The following is a 14,899-nucleotide window of genomic DNA, read 5'->3' on the forward strand; positions in this document are numbered from 1 at the left end:
TGTCCAACCGCCGACCGGCGAGCTGCGCGGGGCGCCGGCCGAGGGCCGTGACCCCCGCTCCGGCCGGATGCGGCGAGGTCCGGCCGACCCCGTCGCACCCGCCCCGGCCGACGGCACCGGATCCCTGCCGACGGCAGCCCCGCAGGTGACCGGCGCCGCGCCGGCCGGTGCGGGGTCCGACCGGGACCGACGCCCCGCGCCGCCGACCGGTCGACGCCGCGCCGCCGAGGAAGCGGCCCCCCCGGTGCCCCGCTCCGGCAACGCGCCGCCGGTGCCGCTCTCGGGCAACGCGCCGCCCGTACCGGCTTCGGGCAACGCCCCGCCGCTGCCGCCTCCCGGCATCGCGCCCGCCGCGCCGACCGGCGCCGGGGCGACCCCGCCCGCCGGCCCCGCCGCCCGGGGCCGCCGCGCCGCGCCCGACGGCGAAATCGCGGGCCGGCGCGCCGTGCCCGACGGCGAAATCGCAGGCCGGGGCCAGCGGGCGGCCGGCGACGACGAGACCTCCGGCCGGGCCGGACGCGCCACGGTGGGCGGTCCGCCGCCCGCGTACCGTACGCCTGACGGGGCGTCCCGCCCGGCGGAACCGGGCGTGGCGGAGGAGCCCGCGCACGCGCCGCGCCCCGCCGACGGGGAGTCGGGGCGCCGGCGTCAGCCCGGTGAGTCCCGCGCCGGCCGACCGGAGCGCCCGGCCGACTGGCTGCGGCAGGCGGGCCGTGCCCACCACACCGATCCGGCACTGCCGACGATCAAGCGGCCGGTACCGCCGCCCGCTCCGGGTGCTCCGGCGGCGGTGCCGCCCGGCCCGGCGCCGCGCGGGGCCGAGACCGGCGCGGTCCCCGCGGGCCGGGCGCGGCCGGGCACGCAGCCGCCGCGACCCGACGACGCCGCCGAGGCCGGGCCCCCGGCAGGTCGGGGCCGACCCGGCGCCGAGCCTCATCCCGGCCCGCCCGCCCGGGGCGCCGCCCGCCCCGCGCCGGCCGGCCCACCGCTGCCCGGCACCCCGACCCCGGCCGGTCGGGCGCGCCCCGGCGCGGCCCCGCTCGACCCCGCGCGTCCCGACGCCGGCCCGGCGGGTCCTGCCCGGGGTGCCGCGCGTCCGGACGCCGGTCCGGCGGGTCCTGCCCGGGGTGCCGCGCGTCCCGACGCCGGCCCGGCGGGCCCCGTGCGGGGTGCCGCTAGCCCGGGCGTCGGTCCGTCCGGTGCCGCGCGGGCCGTCGCGCCGCGCCCCGGCACCGCCGCCGTGCCGCCGCCGCCCGACGCCGGACCGGGCGCGCCGCCCGGTCCGCGCCGCCCCGGCCCGGCCGAACCGCACGGCCCCGAGGCCCCGTCGGGCCCCCCGGGCCCGGGAAGGAAGGCGCCCGGTCCGGGCCGGACCGACCAGACCGGCCCGGTCCGCCCCGCCGCTACCGCGCCGGCCCCGGCGGGCCCCGGGGTGGTCCCCGGCGCCGTCCGACCCCCGGTCGCCGGGCGGGACCGACCCGAGCCGACGTCCGGCGCGGGCCCCCGCCCCGGCCCGGTCGGTCCGCCGGGGGTGGCCCGGGCGGCCGCCCCGGCGCCCCGCCCCGGGCCCGAGGACCGCGCCGCCGGGCGGGCCCTTCCGCCGCATCGCGAGCCCGGGCGGCCGGAGCCGTCGGGTGTCGCGCCCGTACCGCCGCCGGCGGGCGAACCCGTGGTGGCACGGGCCGCCGCGGCGGTCGTACCGCCTGCCGAGCCGACCGACGGACCGGCGCTGCGCCGGCCCGCGGAGCCGGAGTCGCCGGACGACGACGCGGCCGGCCCGGGCGGGCTGCGCGGCGCCCGGTCCGAACTGCGCCGTCAGATGCGCGAGCGGCGCCGGCTGCGGATGGGCATCCTCGCCCTGGTCAGCGTCGTGCTGCTCGGCGCGATCCCGCTCTACTTCGGCATCCGTACGCTCAGCCGCGATCCGGTCTTCGACACCCTCGACGAGCTGGATGTGCCGGGCTGGGCGGCGGTCCAGCCCGTCGACGACGTCAGTGGCAGCCGGTGGTGCCTGCTCGACTGCCGACTGCGCGAACGTACGGCCACGTCCGAGCGGCCGCCCGCGGAGACGGCCCAGGTCTACGAGCGGGCGCTGACCGACGACGGCTGGCGGCCGTGGAAGGTGAGCCGCTGCCCGGAGCAGCCGGCCAAGGGCAGCTACACGTGCTGGCGCCGGGACGAGCTGACCCTCGACCTGTGGGTACGCGAGCCCGCCTGCGTGCCACCGCCGGTGGACGGGGAGCCGGCCGTCGTGCCGTCGCCCGACCCGGCGACCGCTGCGCAGGAGTGCTCCGGCTCGTTGGTGTCGGTGAAGGTCCGTAACGCGATCGACGATGAGCGGACCCGGCCCCAGCCCACCACCGACCCGTCACTCACCGGGGAGGACCCCTTCCCGACGCTCACCGAGGATCCGCTCGCGACACCGACACCCTCACCGTCCTGAGCCGGTTTCCATCACGGACGGTAGGGTCTGGGGCTGGCGGACCGCCAGCCCCCGTCCGACCCCTCCGGGTCGCCGAGCGGCGGGGTGGGTAGGACGGTCGCGCGTTGCGGGGACGTCGGGTTCCCGGAACTCTGCTTGAGGAGGACAGGCGTGGGCTTTTTCGAGGTCGCGGCGCTGATCGCGGCGATCGCGTTCGCGATGCTGGTGTTGATCCTGACGCTGCCCATCCTGCGGCTGCGGCACACCGTGGACGCCACCACCCGGATGATCAACGACCTCAACGACCGGACCGCGCCGCTGCTCGGCGACGTGAACACCACGGTGAAGAACGTCAACACCGCCCTGGAGCAGGTGCAGACCTCCCTGGACGGGGTCAACCTCCAGCTCGCCAAGGTCGACACCATGACCAGCCACGCGCAGAACGTCACCGCCAACGTCGCGAACCTGGCGACCGTCGTCTCCGCCGCCGCCGCCAACCCGTTGGTCAAGGTGGCCGCCTTCGGCTACGGCGTCCGCAAGGCCGCCTCCGCGCGGCGGCACGCCGAGACCGAGCGTGAGGTGCGCGACACCATCAAGCAGCAGCGGCGGGCCGCCAAGCGCGGCAACCGCTGATCCGGCACGACCAGGAGGAGCTCGGAGATGAGGCGGTTGTTCTGGCTCGGCATCGGGCTGGCCGTCGGCGTGGTGGTGGTCCGCAAGGCCACCCGCACCGCACAGGCGTACACCCCGGCCGGCATCGCCAGCACGGTGACCGAGTCCGCTGGCGGGCTGGCGGAGTCGCTGCGTAGCTTCGTGGAGGACGTCCGGATCGCGATGGCCGAGCGCGAGCAGGAGATCCACGAGGCGTTCGCCCATGGCGAGGCGTTCGACGACCAGTTCGCCGAGCTGCGGGAGGACCCGCGCATCGGCGACCGAGAGATCTTTCCGGAGGAACACCAGCGATGAAGACGGCGGAGATCAAGCGGCGGTACCTCGCCCACTTCGAGGCGAACGGCCACACCGTGGTGCCGTCCGCTCCGCTGCCCGCCATCAGCGACCCGAACCTGCTGTTCGTCAACGCCGGCATGGTGCAGTTCGTGCCCTATTTCCTGGGGCAGCAGACCCCGCCGTACCGGCGGGCGGTCAGCGTGCAGAAGTGCATCCGTACGCCCGACATCGACGAGGTCGGCAAGACCAGCCGGCACGGCACGTTCTTCCAGATGAACGGCAACTTCTCCTTCGGTGACTACTTCAAGGACGGGGCGATCCCGCTCGCCTGGGACCTGGTCACCAAGTCCCAGGAGCAGGGCGGGTTCGGCCTGGACCCGGAGCGGATCTGGCCGACGGTCTACCTCGACGACGACGAGGCGTTCGAGATCTGGCGCGCGGTCGGCGTGCCGACCGAGCGGATCGTGCGCCGGGGCAAGGCGGACAACTTCTGGTCGATGGGCATCCCCGGCCCGTGCGGCCCGTGCTCGGAGCTGTTCTACGACCGGGGCCCGGAGTACGGCCGCGAGGGCGGCCCGGCGGTCGACGAGGACCGCTACATGGAGTTCTGGAACCTCGTCTTCATGCAGTTCGAGCGCGGCCCGGGCACCGGCAAGGAGGACTACCCGATCCTCGGTGACCTGCCGGCGAAGAACATCGACACCGGCATGGGCCTGGAGCGGATGGCGTCCATCCTCCAGGGCGTCGACAACCTCTACGAGATCGACGAGGTCCGGCCGATCCTCGACAGGGCCGCCGAGCTGACCGGCAAGCGCTACGGCGCCCAGTCCGGCCACGTCGCCAGCGAGTCGCACCCGGACGACGTGCGGCTGCGGGTGATCGCCGACCACGTGCGTACGGCGCTGATGCTGATCGGCGACGGCGTCACCCCGAGCAACGAGGGGCGCGGCTACGTGCTGCGCCGCATCATGCGCCGGGCGATCCGGTCGGTGCGGCTGCTCGGCTGGCAGGAGCGGGCGCTGCCCGAGCTGCTGCCGGTGGCCCGCGACTGCATGTCCCCGTCGTACCCGGAGCTGGCCGCCGACTTCGACCGGATCGCCGACTACGCGTACGCGGAGGAGGACGCCTTCCTGTCCACCCTGCGGGCCGGCACCACGATCCTGGACACGGCGATCGCCGAGACCCGCACCGCCGGCAAGCCGGCGCTGTCGGGCGAGAAGGCGTTCCAGCTGCACGACACGTACGGCTTCCCGATCGACCTGACGCTGGAGATCGCGGCCGAGCAGGGCCTGGCGGTCGACGCGGAGGGCTTCCGCCGGCTGATGGCCGACCAGCGGGCCCGCGCCAAGGCCGACGCGCAGGCGCGCAAGACCGGGCACACCGACCTGTCGGCGTACCGGTCGGTGCTCGACTCGGGCGGCCCGGTGCGGTTCACCGGCTACGGCGAGGTGTCCCGGGAGTCGACGGTGCGGGCGGTGCTCGGTGTCGACGGCCCCCGCCAGGCGGCGGTCGAGGGCGACACGATCGAGCTCGTGCTCGACGCCACCCCGTTCTACGCCGAGGGCGGCGGGCAGCAGCCCGACCTGGGCATGATCACGGTGGGCGGCGGCCAGGTCGAGGTGCTCGACGTGCAGCAGCCGGTGCCCGGCCTGATCGTGCACCGTGCCCGGGTGGTTCGGGGCGAGGTGCGGGCGGGGGAGACCGGCTACGCCGAGATCGACACCACCCGCCGGCGGGCCATCTCCCGGTCGCACACCGCGACGCACCTGGTGCACCAGACGATGCGCAACTTCCTCGGCGAATCCGCCACCCAGGCCGGCTCCCTGAACGCCCCGGGACGGCTGCGCTTCGACTTCAACACCCCGACGGGGGTGGCGCCGAGCGTGCTGCGCGACGTGGAGCAGCAGGTCAACGAGGTGCTCCTCGCCGACCTGGAGGTGCACGCCTTCATCACCTCGCTGGAGGAGGCGCGGCGGATCGGGGCGATGGCGCTGTTCGGCGAGAAGTACGGCGAGGAGGTGCGGGTCGTCGAGGTCGGCGACTACGCCCGGGAGCTGTGCGGCGGCACCCACGTGGCCCGCTCCGGCCAGCTCGGCCTGGTGAAGATCCTCTCGGAGTCGTCGATCGGTTCCGGGGTGCGCCGGGTCGAGGCCCTCGTCGGCATGGACGCCTTCAACTTCCTGGCCCGGGAGCACCTGCTGGTGTCCCGCCTCGCCGAGCTGTACCGGGTGCCCAACGACCAGGTCGCCGACCGGGTCGAGCAGACCGTGACGCAGCTGCGCGACGCCGAGAAGGAGCTGGAGAAGCTGCGGGCCCAGCTGGTGCTCGGCGGTGCGGCGGCGCTCGCCGCGCAGGCGAAGGACGTGCGGGGCGTCGCGTACGTGGGCACCGAGGCGCCGGAGGGCGCGGCCGGCAACGACGTGCGGACCCTCGCCCAGGAGGTCCGGGGCAAGATCGACCCGGCGCGGCCGGCGGTCGTCGCGGTGGCGGCGCGGGCAGGAGGCAAGGCGTCGCTGGTCGTCGCGGTGAATTCGGCCGCGCGCAGCCGGGGCCTGGCCGCGTCTGACCTGGTCAAGGCGGCCTTCTCCGGTCGCGGCGGCGGCAGCCCCGACCTCGCCCAGGGCGGCGGCCTGCCGGCCGCCGAGGCGCCGAACCTGCTCCGCACGGTCGAGAAGGCGATCGCCGACGCGTGATACGTGCTCGCAGCGGCCAGGGCGGACCCGCGTGGTCCGCCCTGGTTCGCCGTTTCAGGGGGAGTCACCGACCGTGAGCGAGTTGTCCCGAGGTGTCCGGCTCGGGGTGGACGTCGGGCAGGTCCGGGTGGGGGTGTCCCGCTCGGACCCGCACGGCGTGCTGGCCACCCCGCTGGTGACCCTCACCCGTGACCTCACGGCCGCCCCGGACGCGGTGCCGGCTGACATCGCCGCGCTCGGCGCGCTGGTGGCCGAGCACGAGGCGGTCGAGGTCGTCGTCGGCCTACCGGTCAATCTCGCCGGCAAGCACGGTCCGGCCGCCGTACACGTGAAGGCGTACGCTGACCGACTGGCCGATGTAATAGCGCCCGTTCCGGTGGCGCTCACCGACGAGAGGATGTCCACGGTCGTGGCGTCTCGTAGGCTTGCCGAGCGTGGTGTCCGAGGGAAACGGCAACGTGCGGTGGTCGACCAGGCTGCCGCGGTGGAGATTCTGCAGAGCTGGCTGGACGCGCAGCGGAGGCGGACGCGATGATGGACGATCTTGACCTCGGGTTCGACGAGCAGGACCGGGGGGAGAAGGGCAAGCACCGGCGCGGCGCGGTGCGCAAGCGCAAGGGCGGCTCCGGCGGTGGCGGGCGGGGCAAGACGGTCCTGGCCCTGCTGCTCGCCTTCGTCCTGCTGGGCACGATCGGCGGCGGCGCCTTCTACGGCTTCGACCGCGTCCAGAGCTACTTCGTGACGCCCGACTACGACGGCGCGGGCACCGGCGAGGTGACGGTCGAGATCAAGCAGGGCGCGCTGATCGCCGACATGGCCAACGCGCTGGTCGCCGCCGACGTGGTGAAGAGCGCCAAGGCGTTCATCGAGGCCGCCGAGGCGAACGCCCGCAGCAAGAACATCCAGCCGGGCACGTACAAGCTGCGCAAGCAGATGAGCGGCGAGAGCGCGGTCACCGCGATGCTCGACCTGAAGAACCGGATCGTCAACGGGGTCACCATCCCGGAGGGCCGGACGGCGAAGAACGTCTACAAGCTGCTCTCCGCGGAGACCAAGATCCCGGTGAAGGACTTCGAGGCGGCGGCGAAGGATCCGATCGCGCGGGGCGTGCCGGACTGGTGGTTCAAGCGCAGCGACGGCAAGAAGGTCAAGCCGTCGATCGAGGGCTTCCTCTACCCGGACACCTACGAGATCCCGCCGAAGGCGACCGCCGAGACCATCATCGAGCTGATGGTCGAGAACTTCCTCAGCGTGACCGGTGAGATGCAGTTCGCCGACCGGGTGCAGAAGGAGCGCGGCGGCATCAGCCCGTACGAGGCGCTGATCGTCGCGTCGCTGGCGCAGGCCGAGGCGGGGAACAAGGACGACCTGGGCAAGGTCGCCCGGGTGGCGTACAACCGCGTGTTCGGCGAGTTCCCGTGCAACTGCCTGGAAATGGACGTCACGGTCAACTACTACCTGGAGCTGACCGGGCAGAAGACCAAGACGTCCGGGCAGATGACGGCCGCCGACCTGGACAACCCGAAGAACCCGTACAACCGAAAGCTGCCCGGCCTCGTGCCCACCCCGATCAACAACCCGGGCAAGCAGGCCATGGAGGGCGCGATGGACCCGCCGGTCGGCAAGTGGCTCTTCTTCGTGGCGATCGACAAGGAGGGGCACTCCGAGTTCGCCGAGACCTACGAGGAACACCTGAAGAACGAGGCCAAGGCCAAGGAGGCCGGGATCATCTGATGACGGCCGTACGCCGGGCGGGGGTGCTCGGCACGCCGATCGCGCACTCCCTCTCCCCGGTGATCCACAACGCCGGCTACGCGGCGGCGGGGCTGGACGGGTGGTCGTACACCCGGATCGAGTGCGCGGCGGCGGAGCTGCCGGGCGTGGTCGGGGGACTGGGCCCGGAGTGGGCCGGGCTGTCGGTGACCATGCCGGGCAAGGAGGCGGCGCTCGCGGTGGCCGCCGAGGTCTCGCCGGTCGCCGCCGCCGTCGGCGCCGCCAACACGCTGGTACGCCGACCGGACGGCTCCTGGTACGCCGACAACACCGACGTGGTCGGCATGGTCGAGGTGCTCGCCGATGCCGGGGTGCGCCCCGGCGCCACGGTGACCGTGCTGGGCGCGGGCGGCACCGCGCGCGCGGCGGTGGCCGCGGCGGGGCGGCTCGGTGCCGGCGCGGTGACCGTGGTGGCCCGCCGCCCGGCGGCGGTCGAGGAGTTGCGCCCGGTGGCCCGCGCGGTCGGTGTGCCGATGACCGGCGCGCCCTGGACCGACGCGGCCGACCGCTGCCGCGCCGACCTGGTGGTCTCCACCGTGCCGAAGGGCGTGGCGGATCCGCTCGCCGAAGCGGTGGCCTGGCGGCCGGGGACGGTGCTCTTCGACGCGCTCTACGATCCGTGGCCGACGCCGCTGGCCGCGTCGGCCGAGGCGGCCGGCTGCCGGATCGTCTCCGGCCTCGACCTGCTCCTGGCCCAGGCGGTGGGCCAGTTCGAGCACTTCACCGGCGTTGCCGCGCCCCGGGCGGCGATGGCCGCCGCGTTGGCCGCCGCCCGCGCCGCCTGAGTGCTCAGACGGGGCGGGAGTGTCCCCTGTGGTCGTCCAGGGCATCCTTAGGCGACGGTTAAGACGCGCTTAGGTCCGGCTGTCATCCCCACGTCACGCCGTGGCCGTGGTTACGCTGCTGACCGTCACCGCCCGACACACAGGGAGTTCACCTTGGCTCGGCACGGACTGCACCGCCTCACCCGCCACCCCGGCCCGCGACGCAAGGCCGTCGTCCTCGGGGTGGCCGGCGCCACGGTGGTGGCCGGCATCGTGGCCACCACCATGCCGCTGCTGGCCGCCGACGACCTGTCGATCCCGGCGACCGCCGACACCACGGCGACCATGGTGACGCAGGACGGCGACAACGGGGCGAAGACGACGCTGGCGACCTGCGCGACCCGCTGTGACGGCAACCCCCGGGGCGGCCGGGAGGCGGTCGTCCAGTTCGCCGTGACCACCCTGCCGGCGACGGCGGTCAACGTGCGGGCCACGCTGCGGGTGCACGCGTGGCAGGAGTTCGCCGCGACCGTGAGCGCGCACGCCTCCGCGGTGGACGCCCGCGCGGCCCGGCCGACGCCGGCGCTGCCGGGGGCGGCCCTGGACACCGTCTCGAAGGTGGCCAAGGGCTTCAACGAGTGGGACGTCTCGGCCCTGGTGAAGGGCAACGGCACCTGGACGGTCTCGCTGGCGCAGACCGGCCTCGAGACGAGGATCTACTGGGCGTCGACGGAGAACCGCAACCCCGACCTGCGGCCGCGCCTGGAGATCCGCTACGACGTCGGCACCCGACCCACCCCGGTGGTGACCACCGCCGCGCCGTCGCCGAGCCGGACGGTCGCGCCGAGCCCCGCGCCGAGACCGACGCCCAGCGTGAGCCCCACCCGCGCCACCCCGAGCCCGTCGGCGAGCCCGTCGGGCGGTACGGACCGGTGCGGCGAGGTGTCGAGCAGGCTGGTGCCCTCCTGCGGCGCCTGGTGGGGGATGTACTCCCCGTCGAGCGCCGGCGACGGCTGGGACCACGGCGCGGCGGTCGCCGAGGTGGAGGCGCAGGTCGGGCGGAAGTTCGACATCGTGCACCGCTACCACGACTTCTCCAACGCCGGCAGCAACGGCGCCTTCCCCGACGCCTACCAGCGGCAGCAGATGCGCGAGGGGCGGCTGATGTTCTTCGCCTGGGAGTCGCGGATCTTCTCCTCCGGCACGGTGCTGACCTGGCAGGACGTCTACAGTGGCCGGTACGACGCCACCATCGACGCGGTCGCCGGCCGGATCCGCGACACCGGCGTGCCGGTGTTCATGGGCTTCGACCACGAGCCGGAGGACGAGCCGGCCAAGGGCAGCGACGCCGACTTCGTCCGCGCCTGGCGGCACGTGCACGACCGTTTCGCCGCGGCGGGCGCCGAGAACGCGGTCTGGGTCTGGACGATGATGGGCTGGTCGGGTCACTACGACCGCTACACCGGTCTCTATCCCGGTGACCGGTACGTAGACTGGGTCGGTTACGACCCGTACAACTTCCACGTCTGCAACGGCAGCAAGGTCTGGAAGAGCCCGGCCACCACTATCGGCGGCTTCTACCGCTGGCTGGACGAGAACCGTCTCGGGGTCGGCAAGCCGCGGATGCTCGCGGAGTTCGGCACCAACTTCGACGCGGCCGACCCGGACGCGAAGCGGCGCTGGTTCGAGGAGTTCCCGGCGGCGCTGAAGGCGCACCCGAAGATCAAGGCGGCGATCTACTTCAACTCCCCGGGCATGACCCGCCGGTCGAGCACCTGTGACATGACCATGAACCACGACGCCTCGTCGGTGGCGGGCTTCGCCCGCGCTGGGCGCGACAGTTACCTGCGGCAGCCCACCGGGGGCGCCCGCTGACGCCGCGCGTTCACAGTCTGACCCCGAGTGATACGGGCGAGTCGGACATCCGACTTGCTGTGTGCGGTGTCATGTTGCTGATGCAGTGACCGCCCAATCGGCGGATATCGCCAGACAGGGTCGACCAGGCACGCTACGCGGGTTCTCTCCCGACATGGAGGCGTAGCGTGCCCGACATCCCGCTCTCTCGGCGATCCGCCGGATTCCGCACCCGGGCGGCGGTGATCGCCCTCGTGACCGCCGCCGCCGTGCTGGCCGTCCCGACCGGGACGTCCGCCGCCGTGGTGCCGGCGCCCGAACCGGCGACCCTGGTCTCGGCCAATCCGGCCGACGCCACACCGCACGCCAGGGACGGCGAGACCCGCGCCTTCGCGCAGGTCGGTTCCACCGTGTTCGTCGGCGGCAGCTTCACCCAGATCCGGCAGACCGCCAGCGCGGCGTGGACCACCCAGCGCTACCTCTTCGCGTACGACCGGGCCACCGGCACCATCTCGACCAGCTTCCTGCCGGTGCTGGACGGCGCGGTCAACACGCTGGTCGCCGGGCCGGGCGGCACGCTGATCGTCGGCGGCACCTTCAAGACCGTCAACGGCGTCTCCCGCAAGAACCTGGTGGCGCTCAACCCCGCCACGGGCGCGATCGTCGACAGCTGGGTCGGCCGCTCCGACGGCGGCACCGTCCGCGATCTGGCGCTGCACGGCAACTGGCTCTACGTGGCCGGGGCGTTCAACTGGCTCAACGGCACCGCGCACGCGGGGCTCGGCCGGCTCAACGCCACGACCGGGGCGATCGACCCGACCTTCAACGTCGACGCGACCGTCGGGCGCCACGGGACCACCTCGTACGTGTGGACGATCGACGTCTCCCCGGACGGCGGCACCCTGGCCGTCGGCGGCAACTTCACGCTCGTCAACGACCTGCCGCGCAACCAGATGGCGCTGGTCGACCTCACCGGCACCCCGGCGGTGCTGGACTGGAGCACGGAGAAGTTCGTGCCGCCGTGCGCGGCGCCGGCGACCTTCGTGCACTACGTGCAGGACGTCAAGTTCGGCGGCGACGGGAGCTGGTTCGTCGTCGGCACCAACGGCGGCTCGGGCTGGCCGGCCGCGTACTGCGACGCGCTGGTGCGCTTCGAGACCGCCGCCCGGGGCACCGGGCAGCTCGGCACCTGGGTCGACTACACCGGCAACGACACCATCACCTCCGTCGAGGTCGCCGACAACGTCATCTACCTCGGCGGGCACTTCCGCTGGCTGAACAACCCGAACGCCAGCGACACCGCCGGCAAGGGCGCGATCGACCGGCTCGGCATCGCCGCGGTCACCCCGGCCACCGGCATGCCGGTCAACTGGAACCCCCGCCGCAGCGGCAGCGCGTCGATGCCGGCCGGCACCAGCAACTGGGGCTCCTCCGTGCCGGTGCTCTGGCGCGGCAGCGACGGGCTCTACTTCGGCCACAACTCCGACGGGATGGGCAACGAGTACCACGGCCGCCTCGGGATGTTCCCGCTGACCGGCGGGCGCACCATCACCCCGAAGAACGCGCCGACCGCGACCACCGGCAACCTCTACGTCGGCACCGGCGCGGGCGAGTTGGCCAAGGTGCCGTTCGACGGGGCCAGCCTGGGCACCCCGACCACGGTCAGCCAGCCCAACTACACGGCGGCCGGCGCGACCTGGCGGGTGGCCGACCGGATCTACTGGTCGCACACCGTCGCCGGCACCCCCACGGGCAGCCGGATCGACATCTCGCTGTTCAACGGCGGCGCGATCGGGGCGCCGTGGGAGGCCTCCGGCTACAACGACTGGTTCAACCCGGCGCTGATGACGGGCGCGTTCTACCTCGACGGGCGCCTCTACTACACCCGCTCGGGGGCCAGCGGCCTCTACTACCGCTACTTCGAGATCGACGGCAACTACCTCGGTGCCACCGAGTTCACGCTGCCCACCACCGGGGTGACCTGGTCGACCGTGCGGGGCATGGCCTGGGTCGCCGGACGGATCGTGTACGGTGCCACCGACGGAACACTGCGCAGCGTGCCGTTCGACCCGACGGCCGCCCCGGCGGTCGACGGAACGACGGCGACGGTGGTCCCGGCTGCCGCCGGCGTGACGTGGTCAACGCCGTCGACCTTCTTCTCCGTGCAGTGACGGTCGACTGTTCGTAACGGAACATCGGTAGATTGTTCACGTTGGGCCGGCGACGGATCAGCCGTCGCCGGCCCGCACGACGTGGGGAGGGTCGTTGGTCGGCGCGGGTGGCAACCGCAGAGGGCTCGCGGTGCGGGCCGTCTTCGCGGTCAAGCGCGGCTGGTACACGCTGCGCTATCCCCGGCTGACGCTGGGTCGGGGCGTGGAGATCCGCGGCCGGATCCGGTTGCGCCGGGGCGTACGGGTGAGCATCGGCGACCGCACGCGGATCAACAAGCTGGTCCGCTTCGCCGGGCCCGGCGAGGTGCGGGTCGGCGCCGACTGCCTGTTGAACGCCACCTGGATCGGCACCTGGACGTCGGTCACGATCGGCGACCGGTGCCTGCTCTCGGACTGCGAGCTGCTGGACAACGACTTCCACAACCTGCCACCAGAGCAGCGGCACGACCCGCCCGTCCCGGCCACCCGCGCCCCGATCACGATCGAGGACAACGTGTGGGTCGGGGCGCACGCCCTCGTGATGAAGGGCGTGCGGATCGGCCGGGACAGTGTCGTGGGCGCCGCCACGGTCGTCCGTACGGACGTGCCGCCGCGGGTCGTGGTCGCCGGAAATCCACAACAGACGGTGAAGAAGTTCCATGACTGACGCTTCCCCCGGTTCCTGGCCCTCGGACGTTCCCGCCGGTGGCGGCACACCGGGCCGCACCGTCACGCTGACCGACCTGCTGCGCGTACCGCTGCACCGCATCCGACTCGTCGGCGCCGTCGCCGCGGTCGGCCTGCTCGCCGCGATCGGCTACGTGGTGCTCGTCCCCGCCGCCGTCACCGCCAGCGCGGTCGTGGCGGTGCGTCCCGTGGTCACCGACGCGTTCACGCCCAGCGGGGCCGCCGCCGACCGGGCGGTGAACATGAACGTGGAGAGCGGCATCGCCACGGGCACCGACGTGGTGCAGCGGCTGGCCGACTCGGGCGACATGGACCCGCGCGAGGTGCGCGACGCCCTCGAGGTCGAGGTGCCCACCGGCGGGCAGATCCTGCGCTTCGTCTACCAGGCGCCCACCGCCGAGCAGGCCGTCGAGGGCGTCAACCTCGCCGCCCAGGCCTACCTGGACGTGCGCCGGACGATGTACGAGAAGCAGCGCGAGGAGATGCTGCGCTCGTACGACGAGAGCATCGCCAAGGTCGCCGCCCAGCAGGCCGCCCTCCAGAAGCGGATCAACAACGCCCGCGAGGGCAGCGTCGACGCGGCGGTGACCGAGCTGACCGGCATCAACAACCAGCTCACCCAGCTCAACGCCGCCCGCACCGAGATCGCCGCCGTCGACGTCAACCCCGGCTGGGTCACCCAGAGCGCCGAGCGGGCCCTGGCCTCCACCGCCGGCAACGGCCCGCTCTACCTGCTCGCCGGCCTGCTCGGCGGGACGCTGCTCGGCGTGGTGCTCGCGTACGCCTGGGAGTCGATGGACCGGCGGATCCGGTCGGTCGACGACGGCCGCGACGCCACCGGGCTGCCCCTGCTCGGCACGGTCCGCAGCCGCCGGTGGCGCGGCGGCAAGGAGGCGGTCGACGCCGACATCCGGTACGTGGCGATGGCCATCGCCGAGCGGGTGCGCCAGCCCGCCCGGGTGTCGCTGCTGACCGCCCGGGAGGAGGACCCGACGGCCATCACCGCCGGCCTCGCGGTGGCGCTGGCCGCCGTCGGCCGGGAGGTCTTCGTCGCCGACGACAGCGGGCGCGCCGAGCGACTGCGGACCACCGTGCTCGGCGACCGGGAGCGGCTGCCCGCCGCGGCCGACCCGTCCCGCCCGGTCGTCCCGAAGCCCCGGCCCGCCGGCTCGACGACGGAGGGCAAGAGCGGTGGCACGCCGGAGCCGGCAGCGGCCCGTCGCCCGTCGCCGCACCCGATCGGCGCCCGCCCGTCCACCGACCCGGACGCCACGCTGACCCTGCCCCGGGTCGCCTCGGCGGCGAGCGCCGGAAACGGCAAGGTGACCAGCACCGACCCCGTGTCCGTGGGTGCGGGCAGCGTCCGGTTCGGCACGTGGCGGCAGGGCGCCGACCACACCCTGGTGCTGTTCAACGCGCCGCCCGCGGAGTCCGACGAGCGCGGCGTCGCCGTCGCCCGGCAGGGCACGGCGGTCGTGGTGGTCGAGCAGGACCGCACCCGGCAGGGCGACCTGCGCCGGCTCGTGGAGCGGCTGCGTGCCGCCGGCGTCACCCCGCTCGGCTTCGTGTTGACCCGTAGCGGCCGAGGCTGAACCGTGCCGGTCACCC

General features: G+C 74.0%; 11 protein-coding genes. All 11 read left to right on the forward strand.

Going from position 1 to position 14,899, the window contains the following annotated elements:
- Window positions 1-1,819 precede the first annotated feature (1,819 nt).
- The 11 genes from AC5L34_RS23140 (at window position 1,820) to AC5L34_RS23190 (ending at window position 14,883) form a co-directional block, all read left to right on the forward strand.
- Window positions 1,820-2,443 carry a hypothetical protein gene (locus tag AC5L34_RS23140; RefSeq protein ID WP_441177320.1) on the forward strand — a complete coding sequence of 208 codons (624 nt, stop codon included), beginning with the start codon at window positions 1,820-1,822 and terminating at the stop codon, window positions 2,441-2,443.
- A 150-nt stretch (window positions 2,444-2,593) separates the two neighbouring features.
- Window positions 2,594-3,055 carry a DUF948 domain-containing protein gene (locus tag AC5L34_RS23145; protein WP_089000990.1) on the forward strand — a complete coding sequence of 154 codons (462 nt, stop codon included), beginning with the start codon at window positions 2,594-2,596 and terminating at the stop codon, window positions 3,053-3,055.
- Window positions 3,056-3,082: 27 nt separating this feature from the next.
- On the forward strand, window positions 3,083-3,388 hold the full coding sequence (locus AC5L34_RS23150) for a hypothetical protein (RefSeq protein WP_101409215.1): 306 nt from the start codon (window positions 3,083-3,085) through the stop codon (window positions 3,386-3,388).
- On the forward strand, window positions 3,385-6,063 hold the full coding sequence (alaS, locus tag AC5L34_RS23155) for an alanine--tRNA ligase (RefSeq protein WP_494826927.1): 2,679 nt from the start codon (window positions 3,385-3,387) through the stop codon (window positions 6,061-6,063). Before AC5L34_RS23150 ends, alaS begins: the two co-directional genes overlap by 4 nt.
- 73 nt (window positions 6,064-6,136) lie before the next feature.
- Complete coding sequence (gene ruvX / locus AC5L34_RS23160) at window positions 6,137-6,598, forward strand: Holliday junction resolvase RuvX (protein ID WP_357662721.1); 462 nt, start codon at window positions 6,137-6,139, stop codon at window positions 6,596-6,598.
- The gene (mltG, locus tag AC5L34_RS23165; protein WP_441177263.1) at window positions 6,595-7,797 is read left to right on the forward strand and encodes an endolytic transglycosylase MltG; all 1,203 of its coding nucleotides are present in this window, start codon (window positions 6,595-6,597) and stop codon (window positions 7,795-7,797) included. Before ruvX ends, mltG begins: the two co-directional genes overlap by 4 nt.
- Complete coding sequence (locus tag AC5L34_RS23170; RefSeq protein WP_494826930.1) at window positions 7,797-8,621, forward strand: shikimate dehydrogenase; 825 nt, start codon at window positions 7,797-7,799, stop codon at window positions 8,619-8,621. Before mltG ends, AC5L34_RS23170 begins: the two co-directional genes overlap by 1 nt.
- Window positions 8,622-8,774: 153 nt before the next feature.
- Window positions 8,775-10,475: a CBM96 family carbohydrate-binding protein gene (locus AC5L34_RS23175; protein WP_441177265.1), complete on the forward strand. Its 1,701-nt coding sequence runs from the start codon at window positions 8,775-8,777 to the stop codon at window positions 10,473-10,475.
- A gap of 221 nt (window positions 10,476-10,696) precedes the next feature.
- On the forward strand, window positions 10,697-12,625 hold the full coding sequence (locus AC5L34_RS23180) for a hypothetical protein (protein ID WP_494827000.1): 1,929 nt from the start codon (window positions 10,697-10,699) through the stop codon (window positions 12,623-12,625).
- Between the two features lie 94 nt (window positions 12,626-12,719).
- Window positions 12,720-13,271, forward strand: a complete 552-nt coding sequence (locus AC5L34_RS23185) for an acyltransferase (RefSeq protein WP_089000983.1) — start codon at window positions 12,720-12,722, stop codon at window positions 13,269-13,271.
- Window positions 13,264-14,883: a lipopolysaccharide biosynthesis protein gene (locus AC5L34_RS23190; RefSeq protein WP_441177266.1), complete on the forward strand. Its 1,620-nt coding sequence runs from the start codon at window positions 13,264-13,266 to the stop codon at window positions 14,881-14,883. The genes AC5L34_RS23185 and AC5L34_RS23190 overlap by 8 nt, the downstream gene beginning before the upstream one ends.
- Window positions 14,884-14,899 lie beyond the last annotated feature (16 nt).

Source organism: Micromonospora sp. ZG13, assembly GCF_059359355.1.